The organism is Pseudomonas viridiflava (assembly GCF_900602065.1).
Lineage (GTDB): Bacteria > Pseudomonadota > Gammaproteobacteria > Pseudomonadales > Pseudomonadaceae > Aquipseudomonas.
On record NZ_UWFN01000200.1, the window covers coordinates 1 to 26,707 of the forward strand.

General features: G+C 59.3%; 20 protein-coding genes. 7 read left to right on the top strand and 13 right to left on the bottom strand.

Annotation, left to right across the window (positions count from 1 at the left end; genetic code table 11):
* Window positions 1–490: 490 nt before the first annotated feature.
* The 7 genes from EE949_RS10585 to wecB are packed head-to-tail and all read right to left on the bottom strand — an operon-like array spanning window position 491 to window position 11,170.
* A complete protein-coding gene (locus EE949_RS10585) occupies window positions 491–1,354 on the bottom strand; it encodes a hypothetical protein (protein WP_430735964.1) in 864 nt (287 codons plus the stop codon).
* Window positions 1,351–2,343, bottom strand: coding sequence for an alginate O-acetyltransferase AlgX-related protein (locus tag EE949_RS10590; protein ID WP_241152851.1), 993 nt, complete (start codon window positions 2,341–2,343; stop codon window positions 1,351–1,353). Before EE949_RS10590 ends, EE949_RS10585 begins: the two co-directional genes overlap by 4 nt.
* Window positions 2,340–2,993, bottom strand: coding sequence for an alginate O-acetyltransferase AlgF (locus EE949_RS10595; protein WP_122664229.1), 654 nt, complete (start codon window positions 2,991–2,993; stop codon window positions 2,340–2,342). Before EE949_RS10595 ends, EE949_RS10590 begins: the two co-directional genes overlap by 4 nt.
* An 8-nt stretch (window positions 2,994–3,001) precedes the next feature.
* On the bottom strand, window positions 3,002–5,569 hold the full coding sequence (locus EE949_RS10600) for a bacteriophage N4 adsorption protein A (protein ID WP_122664230.1): 2,568 nt from the start codon (window positions 5,567–5,569) through the stop codon (window positions 3,002–3,004).
* The gene (locus tag EE949_RS10605) at window positions 5,566–7,680 is read right to left on the bottom strand and encodes a glycosyl transferase family protein (protein ID WP_122664231.1); all 2,115 of its coding nucleotides are present in this window, start codon (window positions 7,678–7,680) and stop codon (window positions 5,566–5,568) included. Before EE949_RS10605 ends, EE949_RS10600 begins: the two co-directional genes overlap by 4 nt.
* 12 nt (window positions 7,681–7,692) lie before the next feature.
* Window positions 7,693–9,903 carry a cellulose biosynthesis cyclic di-GMP-binding regulatory protein BcsB gene (locus EE949_RS10610; RefSeq protein ID WP_122664232.1) on the bottom strand — a complete coding sequence of 737 codons (2,211 nt, stop codon included), beginning with the start codon at window positions 9,901–9,903 and terminating at the stop codon, window positions 7,693–7,695.
* 34 nt (window positions 9,904–9,937) lie between these two features.
* A complete protein-coding gene (gene wecB, locus EE949_RS10615) occupies window positions 9,938–11,170 on the bottom strand; it encodes a non-hydrolyzing UDP-N-acetylglucosamine 2-epimerase (protein WP_122664468.1) in 1,233 nt (410 codons plus the stop codon).
* A 708-nt stretch (window positions 11,171–11,878) separates the two neighbouring features.
* Here wecB and EE949_RS10620 point away from each other — a divergent pair.
* Window positions 11,879–12,574: a hypothetical protein gene (locus EE949_RS10620; RefSeq protein WP_122664233.1), complete on the top strand. Its 696-nt coding sequence runs from the start codon at window positions 11,879–11,881 to the stop codon at window positions 12,572–12,574.
* Between the two features lie 236 nt (window positions 12,575–12,810).
* Entirely contained in the window at window positions 12,811–13,089 is a 279-nt protein-coding gene (locus tag EE949_RS10625) for a DUF6124 family protein (RefSeq protein ID WP_122664234.1), read from the top strand.
* A gap of 173 nt (window positions 13,090–13,262) precedes the next feature.
* Here the strand turns inward: EE949_RS10625 and EE949_RS10630 are convergent, their stop codons facing one another.
* From EE949_RS10630 to EE949_RS10640, 3 genes are all read right to left on the bottom strand, one after another.
* Window positions 13,263–14,669, bottom strand: coding sequence for an alginate export family protein (locus EE949_RS10630; protein ID WP_122664235.1), 1,407 nt, complete (start codon window positions 14,667–14,669; stop codon window positions 13,263–13,265).
* Between the two features lie 24 nt (window positions 14,670–14,693).
* Window positions 14,694–15,593, bottom strand: coding sequence for a VOC family protein (locus EE949_RS10635; protein WP_122664236.1), 900 nt, complete (start codon window positions 15,591–15,593; stop codon window positions 14,694–14,696).
* Window positions 15,594–16,195: 602 nt separating this feature from the next.
* Window positions 16,196–18,619, bottom strand: a complete 2,424-nt coding sequence (locus EE949_RS10640) for a glucose/quinate/shikimate family membrane-bound PQQ-dependent dehydrogenase (protein WP_122664237.1) — start codon at window positions 18,617–18,619, stop codon at window positions 16,196–16,198.
* Between the two features lie 65 nt (window positions 18,620–18,684).
* Between EE949_RS10640 and EE949_RS10645 the strand changes: the two genes are divergently transcribed.
* Together EE949_RS10645 and EE949_RS10650 are read left to right on the top strand one after the other, a co-directional pair.
* Window positions 18,685–19,038 (top strand): hypothetical protein, encoded by a 354-nt coding sequence (locus EE949_RS10645; protein WP_122664238.1) that lies wholly within the window; start codon window positions 18,685–18,687, stop codon window positions 19,036–19,038.
* A complete protein-coding gene (locus tag EE949_RS10650) occupies window positions 19,031–20,044 on the top strand; it encodes a GlxA family transcriptional regulator (protein WP_122664239.1) in 1,014 nt (337 codons plus the stop codon). The genes EE949_RS10645 and EE949_RS10650 overlap by 8 nt, the downstream gene beginning before the upstream one ends.
* Window positions 20,045–20,167: 123 nt before the next feature.
* On the opposite strand, the gene EE949_RS10655 is transcribed toward EE949_RS10650, so the two are convergent.
* Window positions 20,168–21,496 carry an NTP/NDP exchange transporter gene (locus tag EE949_RS10655; protein WP_240350644.1) on the bottom strand — a complete coding sequence of 443 codons (1,329 nt, stop codon included), beginning with the start codon at window positions 21,494–21,496 and terminating at the stop codon, window positions 20,168–20,170.
* A 24-nt stretch (window positions 21,497–21,520) separates the two neighbouring features.
* Complete coding sequence (locus tag EE949_RS10660; RefSeq protein WP_122664240.1) at window positions 21,521–22,447, bottom strand: aldo/keto reductase; 927 nt, start codon at window positions 22,445–22,447, stop codon at window positions 21,521–21,523.
* Between the two features lie 266 nt (window positions 22,448–22,713).
* Between EE949_RS10660 and EE949_RS10665 the strand changes: the two genes are divergently transcribed.
* Entirely contained in the window at window positions 22,714–23,550 is an 837-nt protein-coding gene (locus EE949_RS10665) for a transporter substrate-binding domain-containing protein (protein WP_122664241.1), read from the top strand.
* Window positions 23,551–23,783: 233 nt separating this feature from the next.
* Here EE949_RS10665 and EE949_RS10670 read toward each other — a convergent pair whose 3' ends face one another.
* The gene (locus EE949_RS10670; protein ID WP_122664242.1) at window positions 23,784–25,178 is read right to left on the bottom strand and encodes an MmgE/PrpD family protein; all 1,395 of its coding nucleotides are present in this window, start codon (window positions 25,176–25,178) and stop codon (window positions 23,784–23,786) included.
* Window positions 25,179–25,379: 201 nt separating this feature from the next.
* On the opposite strand from EE949_RS10670, the gene EE949_RS10675 reads away from it, so the two are divergent.
* On the top strand, window positions 25,380–26,042 hold the full coding sequence (locus tag EE949_RS10675; protein ID WP_205505102.1) for an amino acid ABC transporter permease: 663 nt from the start codon (window positions 25,380–25,382) through the stop codon (window positions 26,040–26,042).
* Between the two features lies 1 nt (window position 26,043).
* Window positions 26,044–26,706 carry an amino acid ABC transporter permease gene (locus EE949_RS10680; RefSeq protein ID WP_122664244.1) on the top strand — a complete coding sequence of 221 codons (663 nt, stop codon included), beginning with the start codon at window positions 26,044–26,046 and terminating at the stop codon, window positions 26,704–26,706.
* The last annotated feature ends 1 nt before the right edge of the window (window position 26,707 follow it).

The following is a 26,707-nucleotide window of genomic DNA, read 5'->3' on the forward strand; positions in this document are numbered from 1 at the left end:
CACGGGGTTTTGCGTCTTGCCGAGGTCACCGGTAGGAGCGAATTCATTCGCGAAGAGGCCGGTGCATCCGCAGCATTTGTCTCGCCTGAAACACCGCCTTTCCGAATGAATTCGGTCCCACAGGGTTTTGCGGCTGGCTCAGGTCACCGGTAGGAACGAATTCATTCGCGAGGAGGCGGGTACATCCGCAGCCTGTGTTTCGTCTGAAACACCGCCTTCCCGAATGAATTCGGTCCCACGGGGTTTTGCGTCTTGCCGAGGTCACCGGTGGGAGCGAATTCATTCGCGAAGAGGTGGGTACATCCGCAGCGTTTGTCTCGCCTGAAACACCGCCTTCCCGAATGAATTCGGTCCCACGGGGTTTTGCGTTTGGCTCAGGTTACCGGTGGGAGCAAATTCATTCGCGAAGAGGCGGGTACATCCGCAGCCTGTGTTTCATCTGAAATACCGCTCTCCCGGCTAAAGCCGGTCCTACGGGCTCAATCCAGCCTCACTTCAACAGCTGCTTCACCAACTCCGGCGTCACGTAGTGCGGGCCGTCGAACAGGTACAGCGGATAACCGTCGTACGCCGCCAGCTGCGGTTTGAGCTCATCTACGGTGGCTGAGCGGAAACCGCCGCCGTATTGCGGGCGGAAAGCTTCGGCGATGATTCGCACGCGATCCTTGCCCAGTCTGTCGCGCAACGCATCAGCATAGGTGCGAGCCACAGGGGCTGTGCGGGCGTAGACGCCGACGCCGTCCTGGAAAAACACACCAATGTCATCCGGCAGCCACTGCTTCAGCCAGTCAGCCGTAGCAGCAGGGCCGATGTTGGCACCATCGTAAACACTGATCCACAACGGCCTCGGCAGTTTGGCCAGCAGTGCAGGCAGCTCCTTGGCCTTTGTCCAGCTAGGATCAACTTCGGCCGGGAAGTAATAGCCGGTGACGTTCAACGGCAAAGAGAGCTTGGCAATGCGCTCTGAAAGTTTCGCCAGTTGCTCGACGTTATCCCGGGAGCGATTCTCGCTGAAATACCCGGCCAGACCGACAATAACGTCTTTGGCCCAAGGCTCTTTACCGATACGCGTCCAGTCAGGCATGACCGGCACGCTGGGCAAGCCAGTACCCGGAACAAACGCCTGATCGTCGACCACCGTCCACTGCACCAGCAATTCCCGTGCGCCGAGTTTGTGCCAGTCCCCCTTGATGCCCACCGTGGCGTTGTCCGGCTGCCAGACCATACCGACGATTCCCGGATTCAACGGTTTAACTGCGTTTGCTATCAACATGGCGATCCCTGTCCCTATCATGGCTGCAAGCAGCAGAGCGGTCAGAGTCGCACGGTTTAATGGCCTACCTGTAATCCTCACGGTAGCGCCTTGTTGATGCGATGATGCCATTGGCTCAACGAGATCACGCCTTTGGCGTTCCAGTTGGCCGACGCATCAGGGCCTTGATGAAACTGGCCTTCGTTGAATTGCCAGACGATCACCTGAGGTTTCTGCTGGGCAAAATCCGCTGACTGCAAGTATTGCAGCAGGGTGGCCCAAGGCCCGACATCTCCGGGGTTCCAGGTCAGGGTCACCGGTCGGTCCAGCGCGTTGGACAGCTTCTGCGTGAAGCCCAGATAAGGCTGCACAAAGCTGTTGCCAATCACATGCACGGGCGCTGGCGCATCGTCGATCAACAAGTCCTTTTCCACCTGATGACGCACGGTGTAGATGTCCCGGCCAATGGCTTTGCGTTTGACCGCAGGCAGGAAGTTACTGGCCAGATCGCCAAACGCTCGCTTGTCGAACCACTCACCGAGTACGGCGCCGCCACCGGGCTCGCCCTGCAACGTATAGCGCTGTTTGATCAGGTTTGCCGTGGCATCAGCCGTGTTCTCGGCACTCCAGGCCGTCCAGTGATAGTCGGCGCGATAGAACGCCGTTTGATCACCGTGTTCGGTTTGCCGCAGGATGGGCTTGATGTCCAGCGTGGTCAGGCCAGCCTTGTGCATCGCGCCTTGCAGTTGGTCGTAACGTTGCGCCACGGCGGGCTTCAGCGGCTGATCGGCGGGCAGGCGCTGCGCATAAAACGGCGCCTTCATGGGCACGACCAGCACCACCAGCGCGATCTTGTTGCGCTCAAGTTGCTGCTGCACATCCTTGATCAGCGCGATGCTGCGGGTGGTACCGGCATTGTCGACTGTGTCCAGGCTTTCCCAGGCCGGAAACAACCAGCCGTCTTTGCCGGTGATCACTGCCGAAGCGGCCTGTACCGCCATGCTGGAGAAGCCCAGCAATAACACGGCGGTCATCATCGCGGGCAGCGGCAGGCGGCGACCGGAGAGGGACATGTTCAGTCGGGCCATCATGGCGCAGTCTGATCGACGAGGCCGACCAGGCGCGGCGTCTGGCCCGAGCCGATCAGGAACAGGCTGTAGCGATCACCGGCCTTGAACGGTTCAAGTTTGAACGGCAGGCTGGCGCTCTGACCACAACTGGCAATCAGGGTCGCCTGCACCGGATTGATGGTGCGCTGCGCCTGGCCCTTGAGTGGCACCTGGCTGAACACGCTGGACCCGTTGGCCAGTTTGATGTCCGCCTTGTCACAGCCATTGCTCAGGTTGTAAATGTTCAGTTCGGCGCGCAAATCCTTGCCGCGCACGGGCGGATCAATTACCACGCGCGGTGCAGCAGCAGGGTTGCCGTCGAGGATCAGTGTGACAAAGGCATTCGCCGGCGCTTTCAAGTCTTTAATCTCTCGACCGTTGACCGTCAGGCGCAAGGGCTGACGGCCATCGACCACCTGAAACGGGCTGGCCAGTGTCGATTGAGCGGACAGGTTGAAGCTAGCGCCCTGATCAATGCGTACCTGCAGGGTGCTGTCGGATGGATTGACCACCCGGACCCAGGCCGAACCTTCCGGCAGTTTCGATTCATACAGCTGAGCGATTTCAAACGCGGCCTGGGCCGAGGTGGCAGCCAGGCTCATGCCCAGCCACAAGCAGATTCGAGGGTACATATCAGTCCTCAGTAAGAGTAAGTCAGTCGAGCAAACACGCCTTTGGCGCGGTCATCGCCAGACACCTTCACTCGATATTGCAGAGAAAAATCCACGTAGGAGCGCGGCGCGTTGTAAGCGTCTTCGCGGAACCAGTAGCGCACGTTATTACCCACACCAACGCCTGCAGCGTGGCCCGACGAATAATCAGCGCGGCCATCTGCACCGGTTTTGCTGTTCATCTTCGAGTCGTAGTCGTAAGCGGCCACCACATGCGGGAAGGTGACCCAACGCGAGCCAGTACCGCCGATGGCGTAGCTGCGGCCGCCTTGCCATTCGCTGTTGAAGTAATTGCGCGAGTCGTTGACGTAGTGACCGGCTTCGGCGAACAGCTGTGAGGTCCACCAGCTTGGGGTATCGACCCGCAGGTCGGTGCCGACGCTGGAGCCGTAGCCCAGACGCAGCAGCCAGTCGCCGTCGACGTTTGAGGAACCGATCGGAAAGGTTCGCTCTGCCGCGGCCATGACGTTCAGCGACGAGAACGGTTTGACCCGTACGCCGAGCGCGCCTTGCAGGGCGTCCATGCCTGTGTCGGAGTCGCTGTTTTTGGCCCACAAGGTGTCGGTGATTCGCCCGTAAAGCTCGACGAAACGAGCGTTGCGATAACCCAGCGGGCGCCACGACAGTTCAGTGCTGTTCTGCAGGCTGTCATTGCTGCTGCCGCCACTTCCTCCGTTGCCATTGCTGCCGGTACTCGGCGCTGAACTCAAGCCGCTGCTGGAGCTATTGCCACGATAGCTCGTGGTGCTGATCAGGCCCCAGGTGCGCGAGACGTCGGCCACGGCACGGCGGGTATCAAACAGCTGCTGAGCAGGCATCTCCAATTCACCGGAATTTTGCGCGTCGATTACCCGCTTGAAGTAACCCACCGCTTGCTCGTCATCATTGACGCGCATGGCGTTGTACGCCGCATCCTGAGTGGCCGTTGGCGGCAGTGGCGCCTCGGTGTCCGCCTTGCGAAACGAGTCATGTGCCGCCTCGTCGTCACCGGCCTGTACCGAGAGATAAGCGACCTGCAGATTGCTCATGCCTTCCAGCTCGCCTGCATCACGGGCTTGCTGCAAGCGCTCACGTGCAGTGCGGCGCTGACCCAGCGCCGCGTAAAGGCTGGCTTCTTCATACGTCGGCAGGCTGCCGAGCGCCAAGGCCTGGGTGAAGTCTTTGCGCGCCCCTGAATCATCTCCGGTTTGTTGGCGCAGCCGACCACGTTGCGCCAGCAGGCGAGCATCGTCGCCGTTGGCGGCAATGCCTTCACTGGCCGCGTCGATCGCTTCAGGCAGACGCTTTTGGTCGGTCAAGGCGCTGACCAGCAAGCTGCGGTAAGCCGGGTTTTGCGGGGCGCGGCGAATCGCTTCGCTGGCGAGGGCGACGGCCGAAGCGGCGTCCTTGCGCGCTAATGCGGCATAAGCTTGCACGGCAGTGTCTGTTCCCGCATCGCGCTGGTTGCCTGGCCAGATATCGCAGATCAGGCCGAAGGCGCTTTCCTGGCAGTTCAATGCCGGGGCAGGGAAGCGCATGGCGGTTTTCAGGCCGTTGCTTTGCTGACGTACCACCACTTGCGCAGCGGCACGGCGACGGGCGACTTCGCCACCCTCGTCTGGCTTCAGTTGTTGCAACTGGTCGAGCGCTTGTTGCGGATTGCCGTTGGCCAGCGCCAGATCCGCTGCGAAGAAGCGAATTTCGCGCTCCTCGGAATCCAGCAAACCTTCAATAGCCAGCGCCTGATTCAAGTCTGCCTGCGCCGCTTGAGTTTTACCCTGGCGGTCCAGCGCATAGCTGCGCAGCACCCAAGGTGCAATTTCGCCGTCATCCTGTGCCAGCGCGCCGGTCGCAGCTTGTTCGGCTGCGGGGTAGTCTTTGGAGGCGAGCAGGGCGCTGATCAACAGTTGCTGGTTAGCAGTGATTTCCGGAGCCCAGCCGACTGCTCGGCGGGCCTGACTCACTGCTTCTGGCAGGTTGTTCTGTTCCAGCGCGCGATAACCGGCAATGGCCAGCGGTGCAGCGATCTGACGTCGAATGGCCTCTCGGCGCATCAACAAAGCGTCGTCATCCGGGAAGACCCGCAGCGCTTCGCTGGTTGCCTGATCGGCTTCCACCAGATGCTGTTGGCGCTGCAAGGATTCGATCAGCAACAGTCGATAATCCATGCGCTTGGGGGCCAGAGCGATGGCTTTGCGGGCGGACTGCGCCGCACTCCCGAAGTCGTCGCGGTCGTACGCTTTAAACGCTTGAGCAGCAACGCTGAAACCAGGAGCAGGTTTCGCCTGCGGATAACGGCGAGGATTATCGCGCATGTCCTTGTCACGTTCCGCCAGTTCAATCAGCCGGTTCAACCGGGTGACGTCGGCACGCTGACGCAACGCCTCGCGCGCCTTGGCAATCGCCAGGTCGTAATCCTTGCGATCGTAAGCGCTGTAGGCTTCGTTGGCGGTTTGATAAGCCGGACCGGTCAACGGCAGAGGCAGCGTTTCGCCGTAGCTTAAAGCGGGCAGCAGGCTTGCGCCCGCGACCATCAGGCTCAGCAGAGAGCGTTTCATAATGCCGGCTCCGGCTGATAATGGCTGTGCTGACGAGCAACCGCCTGTTCGATGGTAGCCCTCGGCAGTACGCCGATATCCACCAGATAATCGCCGATACGGCCGTGTTGCTGCGGCTTGTAATGCAGCATCGCGTTGTTGAATACCGTGCGATCCAGCAGGCCCATTTCGATCAACAGATCGCCCAGCAGCGGCGCGCTGGCGTGTGGCAAGGCACGATCATCCGGTGCATCGAGTTGACGCAGCTGGTTGATGATTTCGCTTTCCCGGGCAATCAATTGCACAGGCTCGCTGCCCAGTTCGGCGCTGATCTCTTCCAGCCCTTCAGCTGACAGCGGGCTGGCCACGGCAACTTGCGGACGACCTTCAGGGCTCACGCCCAACGGAACGACGCGCCAGCGCAAGGCAAACTCGTCGGCTAATACGGGTGTTGCCAGCTCGGCTTTGGAAGCGACGTCGAACACACGCGGCAAGTCATTCTGGAACGCGATGGCCTCGGCCAGGGTTTCATCATCCAGCCAGCCGTTGTTGAGCAGAATCCGCCCCAACGGCAGTTGGCGAGTCTGTTGTTCAGCCAATGCGCTCTGCAGGTTGCTGTCGTTGATGGCCTGCCATGACAACAGCACGCTGCCCAGTTTGCGCGGCGCTACCGCCACCAGATCGGTGGACGGGAAGTCATGCATGGTTTTGTCCCAGACCAGCTTGCGGTTCATGACCTTGCCAACGATAAACATCTTCCACGCGCGGGAGGCGGCCATGAAATTGACGAAGTTACCGACGACCATGCGTGGAATGGACAGCAATGCGTGCTGCCAGCCGTACAGCACGCCAGTGAAATAGCAGCGGTGAATGACGCGCCACGCCAAGGCGATACCGTTGGCCAGCAACAGGTACTTGATGAAGCCATTGGTTTCAAACGGGGTAGGGAAACTCGTATCCCACAAGCCGCTCTGGCGCAGGATGATCAACGCCAACAGTTGCACCAGAATCAGGTAAGCAATGATGCTGACGAAGGCGGTAATGATGCCTTTGCGGTCGCGAAACAGCAGATACCGGTTGGCCAGCGAGCCGTTCCAGCCCATCTGTTCCCAGCCTTGGAGGCCGATGCCCAGTGTCCAGCGAGCTTTCTGGCGAAACGCGGTGCGGAACGTATCGGGGAAGAATTCCCGTACGCACAGCGGCATTTTCAGGGTCGACTCGTAAGGCTTTCTGAACCACGATTTACGCAGCACCCGGTATTCCACCGGGAAGCGCACGAAGATCGCGTTCATGCCGACTTTTGCCAGGCGCGCGCCCACATCGTAGTCCTCGGTAAGGCTATCGGTGTTGAACGGCATGTTCTGGGTTTCCCCGGCCAGCACACGTAGCGCCCGGTGCGAGAAGCACGTGCCTACACCGGCGGAAGGCACGGTGTCACTCATGCTTTCGCGCACCACCAGGTCTTTGCCATGCCATTCGGCAAACTCGTCCATGTAGGTGCCCGCGACCCATTCGTACCAGTTGCGCTCAAGCGAAACCACGGGCAGTTGAATCATGTCCTTGCGCGGCAGCAGGTAATTGAACAGGCGCAGTTCCAGTGGGTGCAGCACGTCTTCACTGTCGTGCAATACCACACCCGCGAAAGTCATGCCGTGGGTTTTCTCGTGCAGGAAGATCGCCTGAATCACCCAGTTCAGGCAGTCGGCCTTGCAAGTCGGCCCGTCGTGCGGGACTTCCACTCGATGCAACTGCTTGTAACGGCGACGCATACGTTCGACTTCGTCGATGGTGCGCTGGTCGTTGATGTAGGTGCCGACAAACACCACGTAGTTCTGGTAATCCAGCGTCGACACCATGTTTTCGATCATGGGGGCGATGACGTCGTATTCCAGCCACGCCGGGACCATGATCGCCAGGGGCTGCTCATCCCGGGCGATCAATTGCTCAGCGGTTAGCGGCCGGTATTTGCGCCCGGCAGTGAACCTGCGAAATATCCGGCGAGACCAGTACCACAGGTCGATGAACAGATCGTCCAGGCTGGAAATCAGGATCAGTATGGCGACCACAATCGTCGCGACTTCCAGGAAGCTGTAGTAGTGGGCCAGCCAGTAGGGCCAATAAAGCGACGTCATCTCAGGTTCCCGTTACTGGCGATTGCGACGGGCGCTACGGCCAGCCAGCAACAATACGAGGAACAACAGGATGCCGCCCGGGATCAGCCAGAGCAGGGAAGGCGTACGCCATGCGTCCAGACCTTTCGGCTCGTCGTCATCGATCATCTGGCTACCGTTCGGGTCTTTGCTGTCCACGGTGGTCAGTGCGCCGTTGCTACCCAGAATGCTCGTGTCGCCACGGGTCAGCAGAATCGGTTTGGCGAACTGCGGTGCGTCAGCGCCCAGTGCCTGGTAAACCAGGCCGCGCTGGCTGCCGGACTCGACGACTTGCAGGGAAGCGAGGTTATTCAACCGGGTCACGTCCAGCAGGACCTGATCCTTGTGGTTGATGCGCAGGCGACCTTGATCATCGACTTGCACGGCCTGTTTGCTGTCTTTGATCGGCAGGGCGAAGGCGAGGAAGGATTTGTCCGGCGTGACCGCGGCTTGCGGGTCGGCGCTGACTTTCAGTTGCGCGCGCAACGGTGAAACACCGCTGGCGCTGGCCACCGAAATCACCTGCGGCAAACTGCTGGCCGGGTGATCGAGCCAGGTTTGTGGCACCAACACTTGAGTGTCCACCGCGAACCGTGCGGCCATGCCTGCGAAGTCATCGCTCGGCGTGGTTTTCTCCAGCACGATGTGGCTGGTCGGGCGTACTGCAACCGGGAACGCCTGAGGGGTTTCCAGGCAGCGATCGCTGACCGGCTGGCGCTGGAAGGAAACGCGCAGCACGTTGGTCGAACCCAGGGCATAACGCGGGATGCGCGCTTCAATGCGTTGTTTCTCGCCATTGGCTTCCAGCTGCTGCGCGCCAATCAGGTAATCATTGAGGAACAGTGAGGCCACCGGAGCCGTGTCCGAAGCACCCGGCGCGGCAGAGACATCGATCACTGCCTTGACTGGCAAGCGCCCGTCATAGGCGACGGCACCCAGTGGGAACGAAGCACTCCAGTCGGCTTTGGCCAACACGTCGATGGTGCCAGGCTGGCCGCCCAATCGCGACAGCGCTACGCGGCCATCGGCGTCCAGCGGGGCTTGCGCTTCGCTGATGGACAGTTGGCGAGTGCGGGCCAGCTTGTTCCATGCCGAACTGAACAGGGTCAGGGCTTTAGTGGTGGCGTCGGGAGCAATCATCAGCATTGGACGGCTTCCCAGCAAGGCCAGGCGTACATTGTCCTTGCCGGTTTTCTGGCCTGCGTTGACGTGGCGCTCACGCCATTGGTTAAACGCATCGACTGCAGTTGCGTCGCGGCCTTGAATCTGCGCCTGCAAAGCGTCCAGCGATTCGTTGATTGCCTTGAGCAGTTGCGGATCGTTGATCGCCAGATCGGCCTGCACGTTCGGCGTCTGGCCCAACACCAGCAACGCCCCGATTTGTGCCGGATCGCTCAGGGTTTGTGTGCCTTTGCCATTAAGGCTGGCAAACGCCGGAATGTTCAGCAGCTCAGCCGGAACACGCAGCGCGCTCAGGTCGACACTGTCCTGCAAGGCAGGGAAGGGCAGGATGCGTGCGTGTTTACCGATGCGCTCCAGCGCCACGCCGATTCGCCAGGCCGCGTCGTAGCTTTCAGCAGACAAACTGCCCGGAGCAACCATGATGCCTGGCTTGCCGGGCAGAGCGTTCCATGCGGCGCCGATGTCCTGCAGATCGTTGGCGTTATAGCTGTAGGTCAGGCGGGTGCTCGGGTCGATGCGCAATACGTTGCCGATAACGCGTTCGTCTTCACACAGCACGCGGGAAACAATCGACGACCAGGCAACCCCCAGCCGCACCGAACCGCTGTCGCGGGCCGCCTTGTCGACGCCCAATGTGGCATTGGCGCTGCCTTGTGGCTCGGTCAGCCCCTCGGCACGCACCGGATAGCCATCCAGCGACAGCAGCATGGTGTTACGTCCGCCTTCGCCGTTCAGGTAACTGGCATCGAACTGCAATGTCGCGTCAGTCAGCGGTACCCCGGCCGGAACCGGCAGATACAGCTCGCGCCGCGAATCGGTAGAGCCAAGGATAATCGGCGTATCGATGCCCAGATCACTCAGGCGAATTTCGCGCTGTTGTTGGGTATCAGTGTTTAACCGGTTGATCGCCTGAGTGAGCGGGCTGTCAGCGGCCAGCGCAAAGTTGGGCATGAGCGCGAGCAGGCTCACGCCACAGGCAAGGGCGCTGAGCGCGCCCGATTGGGTGGCAACGGAAGACTTCATTCAGGCAGATCTCGGGTTGTTGGGGGGCGAATGTTTATTGGAGTGTGGATACCGGACGGTTCAGTGCGGCATGGTTAATAAGCTGTGGGATATCGATGTCGCGCGGTGGCTTGCCCACCACAAATTCATGCATGGGTCTGCCCAGCAACACGTCAACGATCCGCGAGCTGGCTTTGCCATCGCCATAAGGGTTGGCCGCCTGGGAAGCGCGACGCCACAGCAGGTCGTCGTCGTAGAGCGCCGACACGCCATTGACGATTGATTCAGGTGAGGTACCGACCAGCCGCACAGTGCCAGCGGCGACCGCTTCCGGACGCTCGGTCACCTCACGCATCACCAGCACGGGTTTGCCAAGGGAAGGGGCCTCTTCCTGCACGCCGCCCGAGTCAGTCAGGATCACGTGGGCACGCTGCATCAAGCGCACGAACGCCAGGTAATCCAGCGGCTCGATCAGGTGCACATTATCCAGGCCGCCCAGATGCTCGTTGACCGGGCCTTGAACATTGGGGTTCAGGTGCACGGGATAGACGATCTGAATATCGCTACGGCTGGCCAGTTGGCGCAGGGCCTTACAGATATCCAGGAAGCCATCGCCGAAGTTTTCTCGACGATGACCCGTGACCAGCAGCACCTTGCGCCCAGGCTTGATAAAGGCAAACTGGCTATCAAGACGGTCGCGCAGTGCGTTGTCCTTATTGATGCGCTCTGCAGTGAGTTGCAGCGCATCAATCACGGTATTACCGGTGACGAAGGAGCGGCCTTGCAGGCGTTCGCCGAGCAAATTGGTACGCGATTCAAACGTCGGAGCAAACAACAGGTCGGCGCCCAGATCAATGCAGCGGCGGTTCATTTCTTCCGGCCACGGCGAGCGAATGTCTCCGGTACGCAAACCGGCTTCCACATGGCCGACCGGGATGCGCCGGTGGAACGCAGCCATCGCGGCAACCATTGCCGAAGTAGTGTCGCCATGCACGAGGACGCGGTCTGGCTGGATCATGTCCAGTACCGGATCAATCGCGTCGTACAGCGAGGCCGTCAGCGTGTTGAGGTTCTGATTCGGCTTCATCACGTCGAGGCTGAAGTCAGGTGTGAGATCGAACAGATCCATTACCTGCTTGAGCATGCTTTGATGCTGGCCCGTCACGCAGATGAGCGAGTGGACACCGGATTCCGCGGCAAGCGCTTTAACCAATGGAGCCATCTTGATGGCTTCAGGCCGCGTGCCGAAAATCGATAGGACCTTAATCCTTGAATGACTGCGAGCGATGATGCCCTCCTCGCGCAATTTATTGCGCCGCACAGTAGCCGACCCAAGGCCAAAGGGGCTTGAGTTAACTAATGAATGAGTTTTAGTGGGCCGGGGTTAAATCAGAATGGAGACATGATTATTCACTTCGTGTGATATGGCGCATTGCCTTGCTTCCCGGAGCAGGGCCGATTATTAGCAGCAATCGCAATGAGTGCAAAGATTTATATACACTTTTTATGTTTAATTTCGCAGGGCGAAACTTTTGGTTTTTCGATGAGTCTTTAAAAGGTTTTGGGCGAATTTGACGGAGGGCGTCGGGGAGGTTGTTACTTGCTTCAGGTCATTGTATTTAAAGGAATTTATAATACATGATTGCCGCTCGTCACTGTGGATTGAATCTTTTGTTAATGCGGTTGTCGGCGCATTGTCTCGATCATTTACGAGTCGGTTGAATGACGCCTGTATATTGTCGGCAATGCAGAGTGTCTGACAATACAGCAAGAACCACAAGTGTAGTTTGATAATAGTTTTGAACCTGAAAGATTTTCTCTGGTCAGGCGCGCGAACACTACACCGGTGACGGCCTGCGTTGAGTCCCGAATGACCAGGGTTCAGCCACAGACGTAAGCGTTCTAAATGGGTCTGAATATACCGAGCTGATATCCTTGCGTCCTGATGCGCCACCTTTCCGCTAGCCAAAAATTACAACTGCCCAGAGAGCCAAAAATGGATTGTTCGTTCAAAAAAATAGCAGCCTGTATAGGCCTCTTCGCCTCGCTGACGGGGTGCGTCACCAAAGACCTGTCCAGCGAAAACCGGCAACTCGTGAAGGCTATCTGGATTGTCCCGATTGACATGTCTTTGGGGCAATTCAAGTACAACAGCATGGATCAAGCCTGGCAGGCCGGATTGGGCGCGGGAGTAGGAGCCGCTTCAGGCATGGCGACTGGCTCCAGGATTTCACCGGCGGTATTGGCGGGAGCGAGTGCTGCTGCGGCGACGGATAACAGAGGGATCAGTCCAGGTGAGGCGATCCTTCTCAACATGCGGCGCAACGATATTGACGTAGGCGTAATCCTTCGGAAGCGACTTGAGGCGCGGATAACGAAAGAAAAACTATTCACCATCGCTCCGGATGCTGCCAAAGCCGATGCAAAAATAGAGTTCATCGTAACGGAGTGGGGTGTGTCATTGAAAAACTTCAGCACTGAGCTGTACCCGACGATAGGTCTTTCTGCCGTCATGCGGCGTGGTGACGAACAGATCTGGCGTAATTTTGAGACCATCACGGCGCTCAGTGACGGCAATGATCTCGCGTTTACTCCCCAGCGATACGCTACAGATCCAGAGGCATTGCGGACTGCTTTTGGGAATGCCGTTGATTTGATGGTCGACAAGCTGATGATTGATTTGAAACAGTGATCGGGTCAGATGATTGTGTAGACGTAATTAACTAAGTTTTGGAGGTCAAGCCTGCTTGGGATCGCTCTTTTTGATCTACAGGCTTGTTGCAACAGCCAATACTCTCCGCCCTTCGCGTAACCAGCGACCGGTTTTGACAGGCCGCCCCAATCGAGGAGTAAAAATCGCCAAGCAGCGGGCCGACATTAAGTCAGCAGGCTGTGTCATGGCGGTTCAATCCATTCGGGAGATTCCACATGATCAAATCCGCACCGCATTCGGCCACCTCTGCACCTTCGGCCCCGTCACCCATCGCCAGTCCTTTCACAGTAAAACCTGATATCAGCGTTGAAGATGCGCTGGTGCTGGCTTGCGAGTATCTGAGTTGTGCTGCCGCGACGGTTTACGAATCTGCGGATAACCATAGGCCGGAGTTTCGGCCGCTGGGGCGTGCTGTTGTGCATCAGTTGGACGCGGTTCGTGCTTTGGTTGACGCGTCGGTGGTGGGGTTGGAGAGGCAGCGCAAGGCGATTTAGGGGAGGTGATGGGCGTGCTGGAAAGTGGTATTTCAGGCCGGTACATGCTTTAGATGTACCGGCCTCTTCGCGAATGAATTCGCTCCCACAGGACGGTGCTTGGGTGGCAACATCGCCGCAGGTTGTTATCCCGTGTGCTATGCAGGCCGCCTACAGAATTTGTGGCGTTTGCGCTACCAGCTCATTTTCAATTCAACCCCCAGGTAATTGCTGTCATGCCCGCCCGCGTCGCGCAGAGTCTGGCCGATGTCGTAGTGGACGGCTTCGATGGCGCCGGTCAGGTTTGGGGTGAAGGCGTAGTCGGTCCGCAACTGTCCGTAGGCGCCGGTCCAGCGGTCGCCGCGGTTTGCGGTTCCGGCTACCGGGATGTTGGGCTGGGTGTAGACGGCGTCGTCGGTGGTTTGCCGCCAGAGCAGGCCAACTGCGGTTTGTACGCTGAGCTTGTCGATGGGTTTGACGGTGATCGACGGCTTAATGTGGATCAGGTTGCTGTAGCCGGTGTAGCCCGCCAGGGAGAAGTAATAGCCATTGGGGAACAGCGGGTTGAAGGTGCCCACGGTGCCGTCGCCTGCTTTGCGATCACCTGAGGCTACGTCGGTCTGCAAGCCGATGCGCGGTTTCCAGGTCACGCTTTCGAAGGTGTAGCCGAGCCGGCTTCCCGCTGCCCAGGCCTTGATGTCCTTGCCGCCCACCGAGCCGCTTTGCAGCATGCCTTCGATGTCCCAGTCATAGCCTTGCGCCGCGCCGCCCAGCCTGGCATCGAAGATGTGCCGGGTTTCGTTGCCTGCGCCGTCGAGGTAGCGCGCATCGCTGCGTTCATACAGGCCGTAATACGCCGAAAGCTCATTCTTGCCGTCGATCAGGCGCTCGACGCGCAGCATGTGGAACTGCACGTCGGAATTGGATTTATCGTCGAAATGCCGGTCGTCCAGGTATTGCACCGGGCGGCTGGCGATACCGATGAAGCGCCAGTTGCTGGTTTCCCAGTCAGCCCATAGCGCATCGAAGGACTGTCGCACGTTGGGTCCATCCCGCGAGGAGATGAAACGCTGCAGGTCGAAGGCGAAGTCCTGTCGGCCGACGCGGGTCTTCAAGGTCCCGGCGTCGAACGCGTTGATGTACTCGACAAACGCGAGGCGCAAATCCACGCGGTTCTGGTCCGCTCCACCGACTGAGGTCTTGTCGTAGGCGCGGGCGTCTTCAAGCTCGGTGAACACCCGCCAGTTCTCGTTGAGGTGCAGGTCGGCATGCACCTGAAAGCGTTGAATCCGGTACGCGTCGCGCGACACGTTGTTGATGCCGAAGCCGCTGGCATCGTTCATCTCGAAGCGTTCGCGCAAGGTTGCGCCCAACGACAGGTAGGTGAACGGGTTGGCGCTGGACAGCGGGATGTACTTCAGATTGTCCAGCGGTTCGGTGCGCAGGGCCGGGTCCTTGAGTACGGACCAGTCTTCCTGCCAGCGGTTGGTTTTGATGACTGGCCGGGTCGGTTGTTCATCGGCGAATACACTGGCGCTCAACAGCGGCCAGAGGATTGCCAGGCTCCACCCGGGCAGACGTATCCAATTGCTTCGGCTCATTGGTGACCTCGTTTTGACTGGCGTTTACTTGGCTGCAAGCAACTGGTGAATCTCAGCGACGTAGCCACCCGGGAATTCAACCATCGCCGAGCTGCGGCCCTGGCTGGTAAACGGTGCAACCAATATTTTTGCCCCGGAGCCAGTGGCTTTGCTCAGGGTTGCCGTCAGGTCAGGCACCTCGTAGCCGGTGGTCTCGTGGCCAAACGGGTAGGGCAGTTGGCCGTTGCTGGCGAGTACGGTCATGCGCCCGAAATCAGACTGGATGCTGACGCGGCGATAGGTGTTTTTCGCCTGACCAATGTCGATGGCCGAGGCGTGTTTGTCGTCGCTTAGGATCTTGCCGTGGGAGAAGCCCAGGAAGGATTTGATGAATGCGTCAGCGCGGTCGTTGGAGACATAGACGCGGTTTTCCGGGACGGTCTGGAAGGCGGCGTAGTTCGGTGTGCTGGTGTGCCAGTAAAGCTGCATGTTCACGCCACCCGGCCACTGGACGACGACATCGCGCCCGATGGGGTCCGGAAAGTCGCTGACGATCACATCAGCACCGTTTTCACGTGCTGCCTTGATGGCGAGGTCCATGTCCTTGACCAGATAGCCGTTGCGCTCCTGGCCGAAAGGACGCGGGATCGGCGTGGTGAATCCAAACAGGGACACGGTGCCGTAGGGCGTCTGCAACAGTTGCGAGGTGGTGCTGCTGGGTGTTGGCAGGACGTTGACGACCACTTGTTTGGTGCTTTGTCCGCCAAAGGTCGCGGTGAAGCTTTGCACGAAGCGGTCCACGTCATTGGGGGCGACATAGACGTGGCTGGTGTCGTATTGCGGGGCAACGGCGACGGCTGCAGTTTCGGCCGCCTGTGCGCTGCCAGCCATCTGTGCCGCGAGCAGGGTCAGGACCAGTGATGCCCTTAGAATTCGATTGCGCATAGCTATCTCCACACCTCATGAATGGCACCTAGATGGCAGCGCGGCTGAGCGCCGGAATGCGCGGTCATCGGTGTCATGGAAGTGGGCAGGGTAGGCAGGATGGGCAATCAGGAATTGCACTGCCGTGCTTTTGAGTACGCTGCAAGCGAGCACGTAGAGTACGTTTTTCATGTTGGCGGACCCTGTGGGACCTGTAGGAGCTGCCGAAGGCTGCGATCGCGGTATGTCAGGATAAAAGCTTCGCAGCCTTCGGCAGCTCCTACAGAAAATGCAGTTCAATCCTGTCGCTTGCATGTTGTGTGATGAGCATGGTTTTAGGCCGGAAAAAAACACTAAAAAACCCGCTTTTTGAGTACGCTTCAAGCGAGCACGTAGAGTACGTTTTTCATGTTGGCGGACCCTTTGGGACCTGTAGGAGCTGCCGAAGGCTGCGATCGCGGTATGTCGGGATAAATGCTTCGCAGCCTTCGGCAGCTCCTACAGAAAATGCATTTCAATCCAGTCGCTTGCATGTTGTTTGATGAGGGTGGGTTTAGCCGGGAAAAGACAATAAAAAACCCGCTGTCACCGTTGAGGTGGCAGCGGGTTTTTGCTTTTGGCGATTACTTGCTGTCAGGCAGCGCGTAAGCGATCACGTAGTCACCGCGATCCGGCGACTGACGGCCACCACCGGCGGTGATGACCACGTATTGCTTGCCGGTTTTTGGCGACACAAAGGTCATCGGGCCGCCCTGGCTACCGACGGGCAGACGGGCTTTCCAGGCTTCTTCACCGTTGGCGGAGTTGAAGGCGCGCAGGTAGTAATCCTGAGTCCCGGCGATGAAGATCAAGCCACCTTGGGTCGACAAGGTGCCACCCAGGGTCGGCATGCCGATTGGCAGTGGCAGGTGCATTTTGATCCCCAGTGGACCGGTGTCTTCAACGGTGCCGACCGGGACTTGCCAGGCGACTTTCTGGGTCTTCATGTCAATCGCGGTCAGCGTGCCGAACGGCGGTGCCTGGCACGGAATGCCGGCAATCGACAGGAAGCGGTTTTTGTTCACGGCATAAGGCGTGCCTTTGAGCGGCACTGCGCCCATGCCGGTGTTCAGCGCTTCGCCACCGGAAGACGCCTTGGCATCTTTCTGCTGCGGCACCATCTGGATCCACAGGCCCAGACGCATGTCGTTGACGAAGATAAAGCCGTGTACCGGGTCAGTCGAGAGGCTGCCCCAGTTCATGCCACCCAGTGAACCCGGAAAGCTCAGCGACTTGTCGGTGCCCGGCGCGGTGTACAGGCCGTCGTAGCGCATTTGCTTGAACGAGATACGGCACAGCATCTGATCAAACGGCGTCGCGCCCCACATGTCCGATTCGGTCATGTGTTTGGTGCCGATCTGCGGCATGCCGGTCGACAACGGTTGAGTCGGCGAGTAAGGCTCGTTGGGGATGTTGGCGGCTTTGACGGCGACATCTTCGACTTTCGTCAGCGGCTTGCCGGTAGCACGGTCGAGCACGAAGATCTGACCGGCCTTGGTGCCGATCACCACGGCAGGCACCTTGCTGCCATCGGCGTTGGTGAAGTCGATCAGGCTAGGCTGCATCGGCAGGTCGAAGTCCCACAGGTCGTTGTGGACGGTCTGATAGACCCACTTCTCTTCGCCTGTTGTTGCGTTCAGGGCCAGAATCGAAGCGCCGTATTTGTGGTCCAGCGCGGTACGTTCAACACCATAAATGTCGGTGGACGAGCTGCCCATCGGCAAGAAGATGGTGTTCATGGCCGGGTCATAAGACATCGGCGCCCAGCTGTTTGGCGTACTGCGCACGTAAGTGGCGTCGGCCGCTGGAGCTTTCTTGTCTTCTGGGTTACCCGGGTCGAACGCCCAGCGCATGGCGCCGGTGATCACGTCAAAACCACGGATCACGCCGCCAGGCATGTCAGCCTGAACGTTGTCGGCAACGCGACCGCCAACGACGACAGTCGAACCCGCCATCAGCGGCGCCGAGGACAGTTGATAGTAGGAGTCCGGAACATTGCCCAGGCCTGCTTTCAGATCAACCTGACCGTTGGTGCCGAAGCCCTGGCAGAACTCGCCAGTGTCGGCGTCCACGGCAATCAGGCGCGCATCGATGGTGTTGGTCAGCAAGCGACGCTGGCAGTTGGCGCCAGCCGGTACCGAAACAGCGGTGGCGGGCGTGCTGCCGTCAACTGGCTGAGCCAGTGCCGCTGTCGAATCGAAGTACGCCAGACCACGGCAGCGCTGCCAGACTTTGCTCTGCGCGTTGATTTCGTTTTTCCACAGCTGTTTGCCGGTGTCGGCGTCCAGTGCGATGACGTTGTTGTGCGGGGTGCAGATGAACACTTTGTCGCCGACTTGCAGCGGGGTCATCTGGTCTTCGGCACCATTGCCGTCGCTGATGGCAACGTCGCCGGTCTGGTAAGTCCAGGCGGGCACCAGGCTGCCGACGTTGCTGCGGTTGATCTGGTCCAGCGCCGCAAAGCGGCTGCCGCCTTCGTCGTTACCGTAGTGCGCCCAGTCTTTCTGTGCTTTGGCCGGGTCGACTTTGGTCAGGCCCGGGCCGTCGCCAGTCGGGGAAACCGAAGCGTGGGGGATGAACATGCCCCAGGCGCCACCGACGATAGCCAGTGCCAGCAGGCCACCCAGCGCATAGCCGCCACGACCGCTCACCAGGCCGTTGGCCTTGCGCAGGGTCGGGTAGACCAGTGCAACCACCAGGCTCAATACGCCCAGTGCAAACAGACGGGAGATCTGCGGCCAGAAGTTCAGACCGGCGTCGACCAGTGCCCAGATGATGGACAGCACCATGACGGCTGCGAACAGCCAGGCACCCGTCAGGCGCTGTTTGAAGAGCAGCACGGCGGAGACCAGCATGCCGAGGCCTGCGAGCAGGAAATACCAGCTACCGCCCAGCGTGGCGAGGTAGCCGCCCAGTCCTGTGAAAAGTAATCCAAATACCAGCACACCGAGAGCCGCGACCCAGATGGGCCAGCGGCTGACGGACGCCGTAGGTTGAGACTTAGTCATGGTGCATGTCCTGATAACGCATGAGCGTTGATGTGAAAGGTTAAGCGTAGTGGAGGAATCAGCCGATGCAGCTGCTTCCGGAACAGTGGTTGCGCAGGGACTTTTCAGGCTCGGCGCTGACCATACGGCTCAGTTCAAAGGAACTCCGCAAACAATTAACTAACTGGTTACTTTTGCAACCTTATCAAAAAAAGCCCGGGCTGCGGCAAATTGTCCTGCGGCAATCTGAGCAAAACACTGTTACGGATTCGGAAATAATCGGTTTGAAAACACCCCGCTTATGGACGGTTTCAACGGTTTCGCGCAAGCACTACAGTCCCTGTGACACACAAGGTATTATCCGGCCTGAAAAAACTCCCGGCGTTGAGAGCCACTGGCACGGTGTTCGTGAGAGGGAGCAAAGAGGCGAACATGACTGAACGACGTCAATTCAGCGGAGGCATGAAGGGCAAGAACCTTCGCTATCTGGAAGATAATCGTGGCGTGCCGACCCGGCAGGCACGAGCAGGCTTCCTGTTGCTTGAACACTTTTCGCTGCCTGCCTTCACCCAGGCGCTGGACACGATTGTTACCGCCAATCTCTTACGGCCCGGATTGTTCACCACGCGAACCTTCGGATTGCATGACGGCGAAGTGGTCAGCGACCTGGGCTTGGTGATTCGCCCGGATGCGCAAATCACCTCTGCCGAGATCAGCGATCTGGACCTGCTGGTGGTGTGCGGCGGCTACCGGACCGAACTGAAAATCTACCCTGAGTTGAATCCTCTGCTCAAAGAAGCTGCGCAGCAGGGCAGTGCCCTTGCTGGCCTATGGAACGGGGCGTGGTTTCTCGGGGTGGCGGGGCTTCTCGACAGTTACCGTTGCGCGATCCACCCGGAACATCGCCCGGCGCTGGCCGAGGTCTGCAAAATCACCCTGGTGACCAGCGAAGCGTTTGTCGTGGACCGGGATCGACTCACCGCATCCAGCCCGACCGGTGCTTTCCATATGGCGCTGGAGTGGATCAAGACGCTGCACGACAAGGCTCTGGTGGAAGGGATCGAGGACATTCTTTCCTTCGAGGAATCGCGTTATCGGCGCATCAAGGCTTCGCCACATTTATCCGTCAGTGCTCCGCTGCGCGAAGTGGTGAAACTCATGGACGCCAACCTCGAAGAGCCGCTGGAGATGGAGCAACTGGTGGCGTACTCCGGCCGCTCCAGACGCCAGGTCGAGCGATTGTTTCGCGAGCAGTTGGGCACCACACCGCAGCGCTATTATCTGGAACTGCGCATCACCGAAGCCCGCCGCCTGTTGCAACACACCGAAATGTCACAGGTAGAAGTCCTCGTCGCCTGCGGCTTCGTTTCCCCCAGCCACTTCAGCAAGTGCTACAGCTCATACTTCGGTTACCGCCCCTCGAAGGAAAAGCGTCTGGTCAGGTAGTCATTCGCGAAGGGGCCGGTCCAGACGATACACATTCACAGATGAAGCGAATTTCCCCTGTGGGAGCGGTGCTTGCCCGCGATATGGTGCGTCAGCAAAACTGTGTTGCCTGACCTGATGCCATCACCCATCGGTATCCGGCAGCGTTTCGCGGCGGGTTTCCGTCGTTTCCCGGTCTGTGCGTCGTCCCAGATACCAACCGGTCACGGCCCACAGTGCCGCACAGAGGGCTCCCACCAATGCCACCAGCACAGTGCCTTGCCCGAGCATGTCGAGCAGGCTTTTCGCCCAGCCGCTGACGGCATCGCCGCCTCGATAGACCACGGTGTCGATGAAGTTCTTGGCCTTGTATTTGGTTTCCGCATCCAGCGGCGCAAAGAGCATTTCCCGACCGGGACGGATGAAGGCGTATTCACCGATACGCCGCACGATCATCAACCCGGCCAAGATGGCAAATGTGGGCGCCAGTGCCAGACCGATAAAGCCGATACACACCAGTGCTGGCACACCCGCCAGCAGCACGCGGACACCAAAGCGCTGGGCGATCCGGCCGGTGATGAACAGTTGCGAAACCAGCGCACCGGCCTGCACCGCAAAATCGATCAGCCCGAACACGCGGACCTGTTCCTCACGCGTCGCGAACAACTCTGAAACCAGTCGTGCCTGTTCGAAATACAGAAAGGTACTCGCCGTGGCGAGCAGCACCACGAACAGGCACACGCCCAGCAGATACGGCGAGCGCAGCACGCGCAACATGCCACTGAACGGATTGCCCGCTACCGGTCGACGCGGGTTTTCGGCCGGAGGCGCTCCGGGCCGACCTGCACCGCCGTATTCGCGCCAGGCCATGAGATAACGCTTGAGTGCCAGCGCCAACAGCAATAAAACCGCACTGACCAGCGCCAGACCGCCCTGACCGAGCACATCAATCGAGAAGGCGCTGATCAGCGGACCGAGCAACCCCCCAACACTTGCGCCCGCTGCAATAAACGCAAACAAGCGCCGCGCCTGGCCGCCATCGAATGCATCGGCCATCAGACTCCAGGCAACTGAAACGACATACAGGTTGTAGACCGAGATCCACACGTAAAACACACGCGCCAACCACACGCTGTCGTCATGCAGGGCAAAGGTCAGGGCAAAAAACAGCAGGTTGATGGCAAAGAATCCGTAAACCCAGTCGGCGAACTGAACCCGTGGCACCACCGAGTTAAGCCAGCCAAACAACGGGACCGCGATCAGCATCACCACGAACGTTGCGGTGAACAGCCACTGGAGGTTTTCGACACCGGCCTGGATGCCCATGGCTTCGCGGATCGGGCGCAGCATGAAGTAGCCGCAGAACAGACAGAAGAACAGGGCAAAACCTGCCAGTGCCGGACGCAACTCGTCCGGCTCGGCATTGATGGCTCGGGCAGCGCGGTGGATCAATGGATGGTCAACAACGGACACGGACACGCTCCCGGTGGCAGGTGATCAGGCGAACAGTTCGGCGATCCGTTCGCGCAACCTGGCGTCTGGCAATCGACCTTGGCCGGCCAGCAGGTTGTCGGCAGCATAACGCGGGTTACTGGTGGCCGGAATCACTGCCGTGACGGCGGGGTTGGCGAGCACGAACTTGAGCATCAGTTGCGCCCATGAGCTGGCATCCAGTTCGGCAGCGGCCCAATCGGGCACCGGCTTGCCTTTGACCTTGGCAAACAACCGTCCGGCTTCGAACGTACGGTTGGCCAGAACCGCTACGCCATTGTCCGCGCACCAGGGCAGCAGGCGCTTTTCCGCGTTGCGTGCGCCGATGGAATAGTTGACCTGAACAAAGTCGACTTTCTCTTTTTGCAGCGTGGCCAGCAGTTCGTCATGGGCTGACTCGACGTAATGGGTCACGCCGATGTAGCGGATCCGGCCCTGTTCTTTGAGCTCGCGCAACGTCTGCAACTGGGTCGTGGTGTCTTGCAGGTTGTGCACTTGAATCAGATCGATGCGTTCGGTTTGCAGTTGTTTGAAAGCCTGTTCGATTTGCCGCAAACCCGCTTCACGTCCGGTGGAGGAAACCTTGGTGGCCAAAAAGGCCTGGCCATGGGCTTTGGCACGGGTCAGCAATTCCCCCGTGACGGCCTGGGAGTCTCCGTAGCTTGGCGCGGTGTCGATCAGTCTGGCGCCACCGCTGAGTAGCGTCTTGAGTACCTCCAGCGCGGGATCCATCTCACTTGAGCTCACTGCGAAGTTGAAGGTGCGGGCGGTGCCCAGACCAATCACCGGCAAATCTTCACCTGACGAGGGAATCTTGCGGGTTAACAGTGGTGTGGCGGCAAATGCGGGAAGCAGGGGAGACAGTGCCGCCATGGCTGCCAGTGCTGAGCTGGCCTGAATGAAATGGCGACGGCTGAACGAGTGGATGGGCATGCGCAGACTCCTGTCATTCTGAAGGTGTCACAGAGGTGTCATGGATAGAAACATATCCAGCCCCGGTGCAGGGCGCGCTCGTCGGTGAGATGACGGTGGATGTTTTACAAATCATTACTCTGGCTCGATCAGGTTGGCTGGCATGCCGGGAGGTATATATTCCAAAAGGAAATTAAAAACATACTATTAATTCTTTTGAATGAACTGCGCTAATTGCCATCATTCGCGCACCCACACGGGTCAACAACGTCAACAGGATCACCCCGATGAAGTCTCTAGGTTTCTACGCGCGAGTCATTGCCGCTGCGCTGCTGTCCACCGTTTCCATTGCTCAGGCCGCCGAGTCGGCCTCGACCTGGAAACAGATCCATGATTCAGGCGAGCTACGGATTGGTGTCGCTCAGGGTGAACCCTGGTTCTTCAAGGATCCTGCAACCGAGCAGTGGAATGGCATCGGCTACAACGTGGGCAAGGATCTGGCCAAGGAACTGGGCGTCAAACTGATCACGGTAGAGACCACTTGGGGTAACTCTGTTGCGGCCCTGCAATCCGGCCAGATTGACCTGATGCTGGTGCTGGACCCCACTGAAGAGCGTCGCAAGGCTGTGGATTTTCCGGAGCAACCGTTCTTCTGGTACGCCCAGGGCGTGTTGTTGCGTGACGGCCTGACCGCCACCACCTGGGAAGACCTGGACCGTGACGACGTGCGCATCGGCGTGACCCAGGGCAGCAGCCCGGATCTGATTCTCAGCAAGAAATTCAAGAAGGCTCATCTGGAGCGCTACACCAACATGGACGAAGGTGTTGCGGCGTTCTATGCGGGCCGTGTCGACGGTCTTTCGTACTTCCACCCGGCGCTGGCGCTGCAGCAGGCGAAAGTGCGCAAAGGCACGCTGATTCTGCCCACCCCGATCGTCTCGGTCAGCACCAGTGGCGCTGTGCGTTACGAAGACGACAAAACCTTCCGGGATTTCGTCGGCAAGGAATTCGCCAAATTGTATGAAAGCGGCGTGACCCAGAAATACTACGAAGACGCCCTGCGCCTGCGCGGTGTAGACCCAAGCAAAGTACCGCCGGTTATCAAGGAGCAGTGGGCGAAGTAATGCAGGTGAGCTGATCGGGTCGAATTTAAGCCAGGCCCGACAGCTCAACTCTCAGATACGGCCGACTTCCTGGATGGCAATGCGATTCAATTGTGGGAGCGAATTCATTCGCGAATGGGCCAGTCCATCCGGTGCGAATGTGTCCGCTGGAATATCGATTCGCGAATGAATTCGCTCCCACAGGGGGCCTGTTTCTAGTGTGAAAGCGTGCTGTCACTCGTCCAATCGAGGCGCTACCTGAACAAGCCTTCCAGCAACACCGCCACATCCTCGCATTCTTCAATTGCAAACAACCCTGCCAGCACTGGTTCGACCTGTTCAACAGGGCTACCCAACGGCGCGTACTGGCGGTATTTGTCGGCCACCTGTTCCCGGCTCAATGGCCTCTGGCGGCAGCCCAGCGGATAGTCCAGTCGTGCTCCAGTCAAGGTCTCGTCACCCAGACGTACCTGCACTTGCCCGGCGGGGCGGCGGGTATCGGCCATCAATGCGTTCAACTCGGGGTCTACCTCGGCGACTACTCGATCAGACACGGCCCTTACCTGCGGATCGCTCAACGTGCTCGTCATGTGCCAATCGTGTTTGGCGATACCCAGTGCAAGGCAGGCCAGCGTATGAGGCAGGCTGAACTGGGCGTCGACTTCGTTGACCGGGCGTCTGTCCATGAAATCGCGGGCCTGGGTGGTACCGGTCAGCACGCGGATTTCGTTGATCGCCGCCGCCTCGAACGCATGCGTCTGCTGCAATTGCTCGAAGGACTCCAGCGCCGTGTGGATCCAGCGACAGGCAGGGTAGTGCTTGAGGCTGGAGTTGGCTGCAAACCATTCGTTGCCCAGATCGGCGACCAGCAGGTGCGGATCAAACTGGTCCGAGCCGAGCATCCGCCACAACCCCTGATCGCCATCCAGCACTGCTTGAGCACCCACCCACTGATGTTGCTGCAGGCGTACTGCGCGTACGCCAGCCTCGGCTGCTGGCGCCGTGAAGTCCTTGAATGACACCAAAGGGCGCGACTCCCAGTTGTATTTACGCAGGCTCGGCAGAGGTGTCAGGGTGCCCGCCAGACCCAGAGCGTTCTCCAGACCGGCTGCGTCCAGTTGCATCAATTTGCCGAATGCCACCGCAGCGCCCAGCGCCTGATGCTGACAAACGCCGTACACCTGACGAAAGCGCTCAATGCTCGGCTGCACGGCGCTGATCACGCGGGCATTGATTTCATAAGCGGCAATCAGCGCTTCCAGCAGTTCACGGCCTGAAGCCTTGCGCTGCCAGACGCCACTCAGTGCCGCCGCCACCAGACTCGCGCCGGGATGGCCCATGCCCCGACCATCCACTTCCAGGCCATCGTCATGATCCAGTGCATTGATCGCCATGCCGTTGAACAGCGCGGCACCCACCGGTGCCAGACGCACTGAACTGCCCAGCAACGCGCAGGGGCCAGCGGCGTACTCCTCAATGCAATGTCGCTGGAAAGTCGCCGCCAGCTCACTGCGCGTTGATGCCAGACCGCACGCGAGGGCGTCGATCAGGTGCAGTTTGATCTGCTCGCGTAGCGCGGTGGGCACGCTGTCGAGCGTCAGGCCTGCGGCGAATTGTGCGAGGGTGCGGGTCAGTGAATCGTTGCTCATACCGATGCCATGTGCAAAAACGTCAAAGGCTACTGCTTAAGCACCTCCCTGGCTGAGTGATCGCTAGAACAAAAATGAATATGCAAATGCATATCGGGTATTTATGGCTATTTGTGTCCAGCCATTAACATGCGCGGCCTTCCTCTGGGGAAGAGGTGGCTGTGCGGGCTCGGAGGGGATCACCCCAGGAGAGAAACACGAGTGTATACCTGGAATTTTTCAGCGATATTGCCCTATAGCGGCTTGCTCTTCGAAGGGTTGCTGGGCACGTTACGCATCGCCTTGGTATCCCTGTTTTTCGGCGTCCTGCTGGGCGCCTTGATGGCGGTGTTGCGGATGTCATCGCGAGCGCTGCTGCGTTATCCGGCGATGGCCTTTATCGGCTTTTACCGCAACACCCCGGCCATCGTGCACTTCTTCTGGTTTTTCTATGCGTTGCCAGTGCTGGCACCGGTCAGCCTGTCGCCGTTCACCGCCGCCGTGTTGGCGCTCTCGATTCAGTCCAGTGCGTTCTACGCCGAAGTGCTGCGCGGCGGCATTGCGTCCATGGAGCGCGGTCAGTGGGAGGGCGCCAAGGCATTGGGCATGACCCAGTCGCGGGTGCTGCGCCGCATCATTCTGCCTCAGGCACTGCGGCGCATGCTGGCGCCTTTTCTGGAACGCAGCTTTGAACTGGTCAAAACCACCGCCCTGGCATCTTCGCTGGCGTATGCCGAACTCCTGTATCAGGCGATGCAAATCAATACGCAGACGTTCAGACCTCTGGAGGTCTACAGCGTGATCGCGGTGATGTACTTCACCGTGTTGTTTGCTGCCAGCCTGGCCAGCCAGCGTCTCGAACGACACCTGGCAAGGAGCGCTTGAGATGGATTACAACTGGGATTTCCAGATCGTCATCGACAACCTCCCTGTGCTGCTGCGCGGCCTGAAAGTCACCCTGCAATTATTTGTGATCGCCGCACTGGTGGGTGTGCCTGTCGGGCTTGTGTTGGGCGTCGCGCGTTTATCGCCGAAGCGGCGCATTACCTTGCCCGCCATTACCTTCATCGAGGTGTTCCGTAATACGCCGGTGTTGATCCAGTTGATCTGGATCTACTACGCCTTTCCGGTGCTGCTGGGCGTGCGCTTCACGCCATTCTTTGCCGCAGCGCTGGCGTTGAGTCTGTATACCGCGGCCTACTGCGCCGAGATTTTCCGTGCGGGCCTGCAATCTGTGGTGCGCGGTCAGTGGGAGGGCGCCAAGGCCCTGGGCATGAGCCGTACGCGGGCCTTGCGGCGGATCATCCTGCCGCAAGCCTGTCAGCGGATGCTGCCCGCGCTGACCAATCGTATGATCGAGCTGGTCAAAGTGACGTCGCTGGCCTCGACCCTCGCGGTGACCGAAGTGATGTATCAGGGGCGTTTGCTCAGCTCCAGCTACTATCGCCCGCTGGAAATTCTGACCGTGGTTGCGCTGCTGTATTTCTGCCTGATCTGGCCGTTCAGCTTCCTCGCTGCGCGCCTTGAGCGCCGTCTCGCGCTTCGCTGAT

What these genes read in the sequence shown, in the direction of transcription:
- EE949_RS10590 (WP_241152851.1), bottom strand. Translation starts at nt 2,343, where the DNA reads ATGATGGCCCGACTGAACATGTCCCTCTCCGGTCGCCGCCTGCCGCTG.
- EE949_RS10595 (WP_122664229.1), bottom strand. Translation starts at nt 2,993, where the DNA reads ATGTACCCTCGAATCTGCTTGTGGCTGGGCATGAGCCTGGCTGCCACC.
- EE949_RS10600 (WP_122664230.1), bottom strand. Translation starts at nt 5,569, where the DNA reads ATGAAACGCTCTCTGCTGAGCCTGATGGTCGCGGGCGCAAGCCTGCTG.
- EE949_RS10605 (WP_122664231.1), bottom strand. Translation starts at nt 7,680, where the DNA reads ATGACGTCGCTTTATTGGCCCTACTGGCTGGCCCACTACTACAGCTTC.
- EE949_RS10610 (WP_122664232.1), bottom strand. Translation starts at nt 9,903, where the DNA reads ATGAAGTCTTCCGTTGCCACCCAATCGGGCGCGCTCAGCGCCCTTGCC.
- EE949_RS10620 (WP_122664233.1), top strand. Translation starts at nt 11,879, where the DNA reads ATGGATTGTTCGTTCAAAAAAATAGCAGCCTGTATAGGCCTCTTCGCC.
- EE949_RS10625 (WP_122664234.1), top strand. Translation starts at nt 12,811, where the DNA reads ATGATCAAATCCGCACCGCATTCGGCCACCTCTGCACCTTCGGCCCCG.
- EE949_RS10630 (WP_122664235.1), bottom strand. Translation starts at nt 14,669, where the DNA reads ATGAGCCGAAGCAATTGGATACGTCTGCCCGGGTGGAGCCTGGCAATC.
- EE949_RS10635 (WP_122664236.1), bottom strand. Translation starts at nt 15,593, where the DNA reads ATGCGCAATCGAATTCTAAGGGCATCACTGGTCCTGACCCTGCTCGCG.
- EE949_RS10640 (WP_122664237.1), bottom strand. Translation starts at nt 18,619, where the DNA reads ATGACTAAGTCTCAACCTACGGCGTCCGTCAGCCGCTGGCCCATCTGG.
- EE949_RS10645 (WP_122664238.1), top strand. Translation starts at nt 18,685, where the DNA reads ATGCAGCTGCTTCCGGAACAGTGGTTGCGCAGGGACTTTTCAGGCTCG.
- EE949_RS10650 (WP_122664239.1), top strand. Translation starts at nt 19,031, where the DNA reads ATGACTGAACGACGTCAATTCAGCGGAGGCATGAAGGGCAAGAACCTT.
- EE949_RS10660 (WP_122664240.1), bottom strand. Translation starts at nt 22,447, where the DNA reads ATGCCCATCCACTCGTTCAGCCGTCGCCATTTCATTCAGGCCAGCTCA.
- EE949_RS10665 (WP_122664241.1), top strand. Translation starts at nt 22,714, where the DNA reads ATGAAGTCTCTAGGTTTCTACGCGCGAGTCATTGCCGCTGCGCTGCTG.
- EE949_RS10670 (WP_122664242.1), bottom strand. Translation starts at nt 25,178, where the DNA reads ATGAGCAACGATTCACTGACCCGCACCCTCGCACAATTCGCCGCAGGC.
- EE949_RS10680 (WP_122664244.1), top strand. Translation starts at nt 26,044, where the DNA reads ATGGATTACAACTGGGATTTCCAGATCGTCATCGACAACCTCCCTGTG.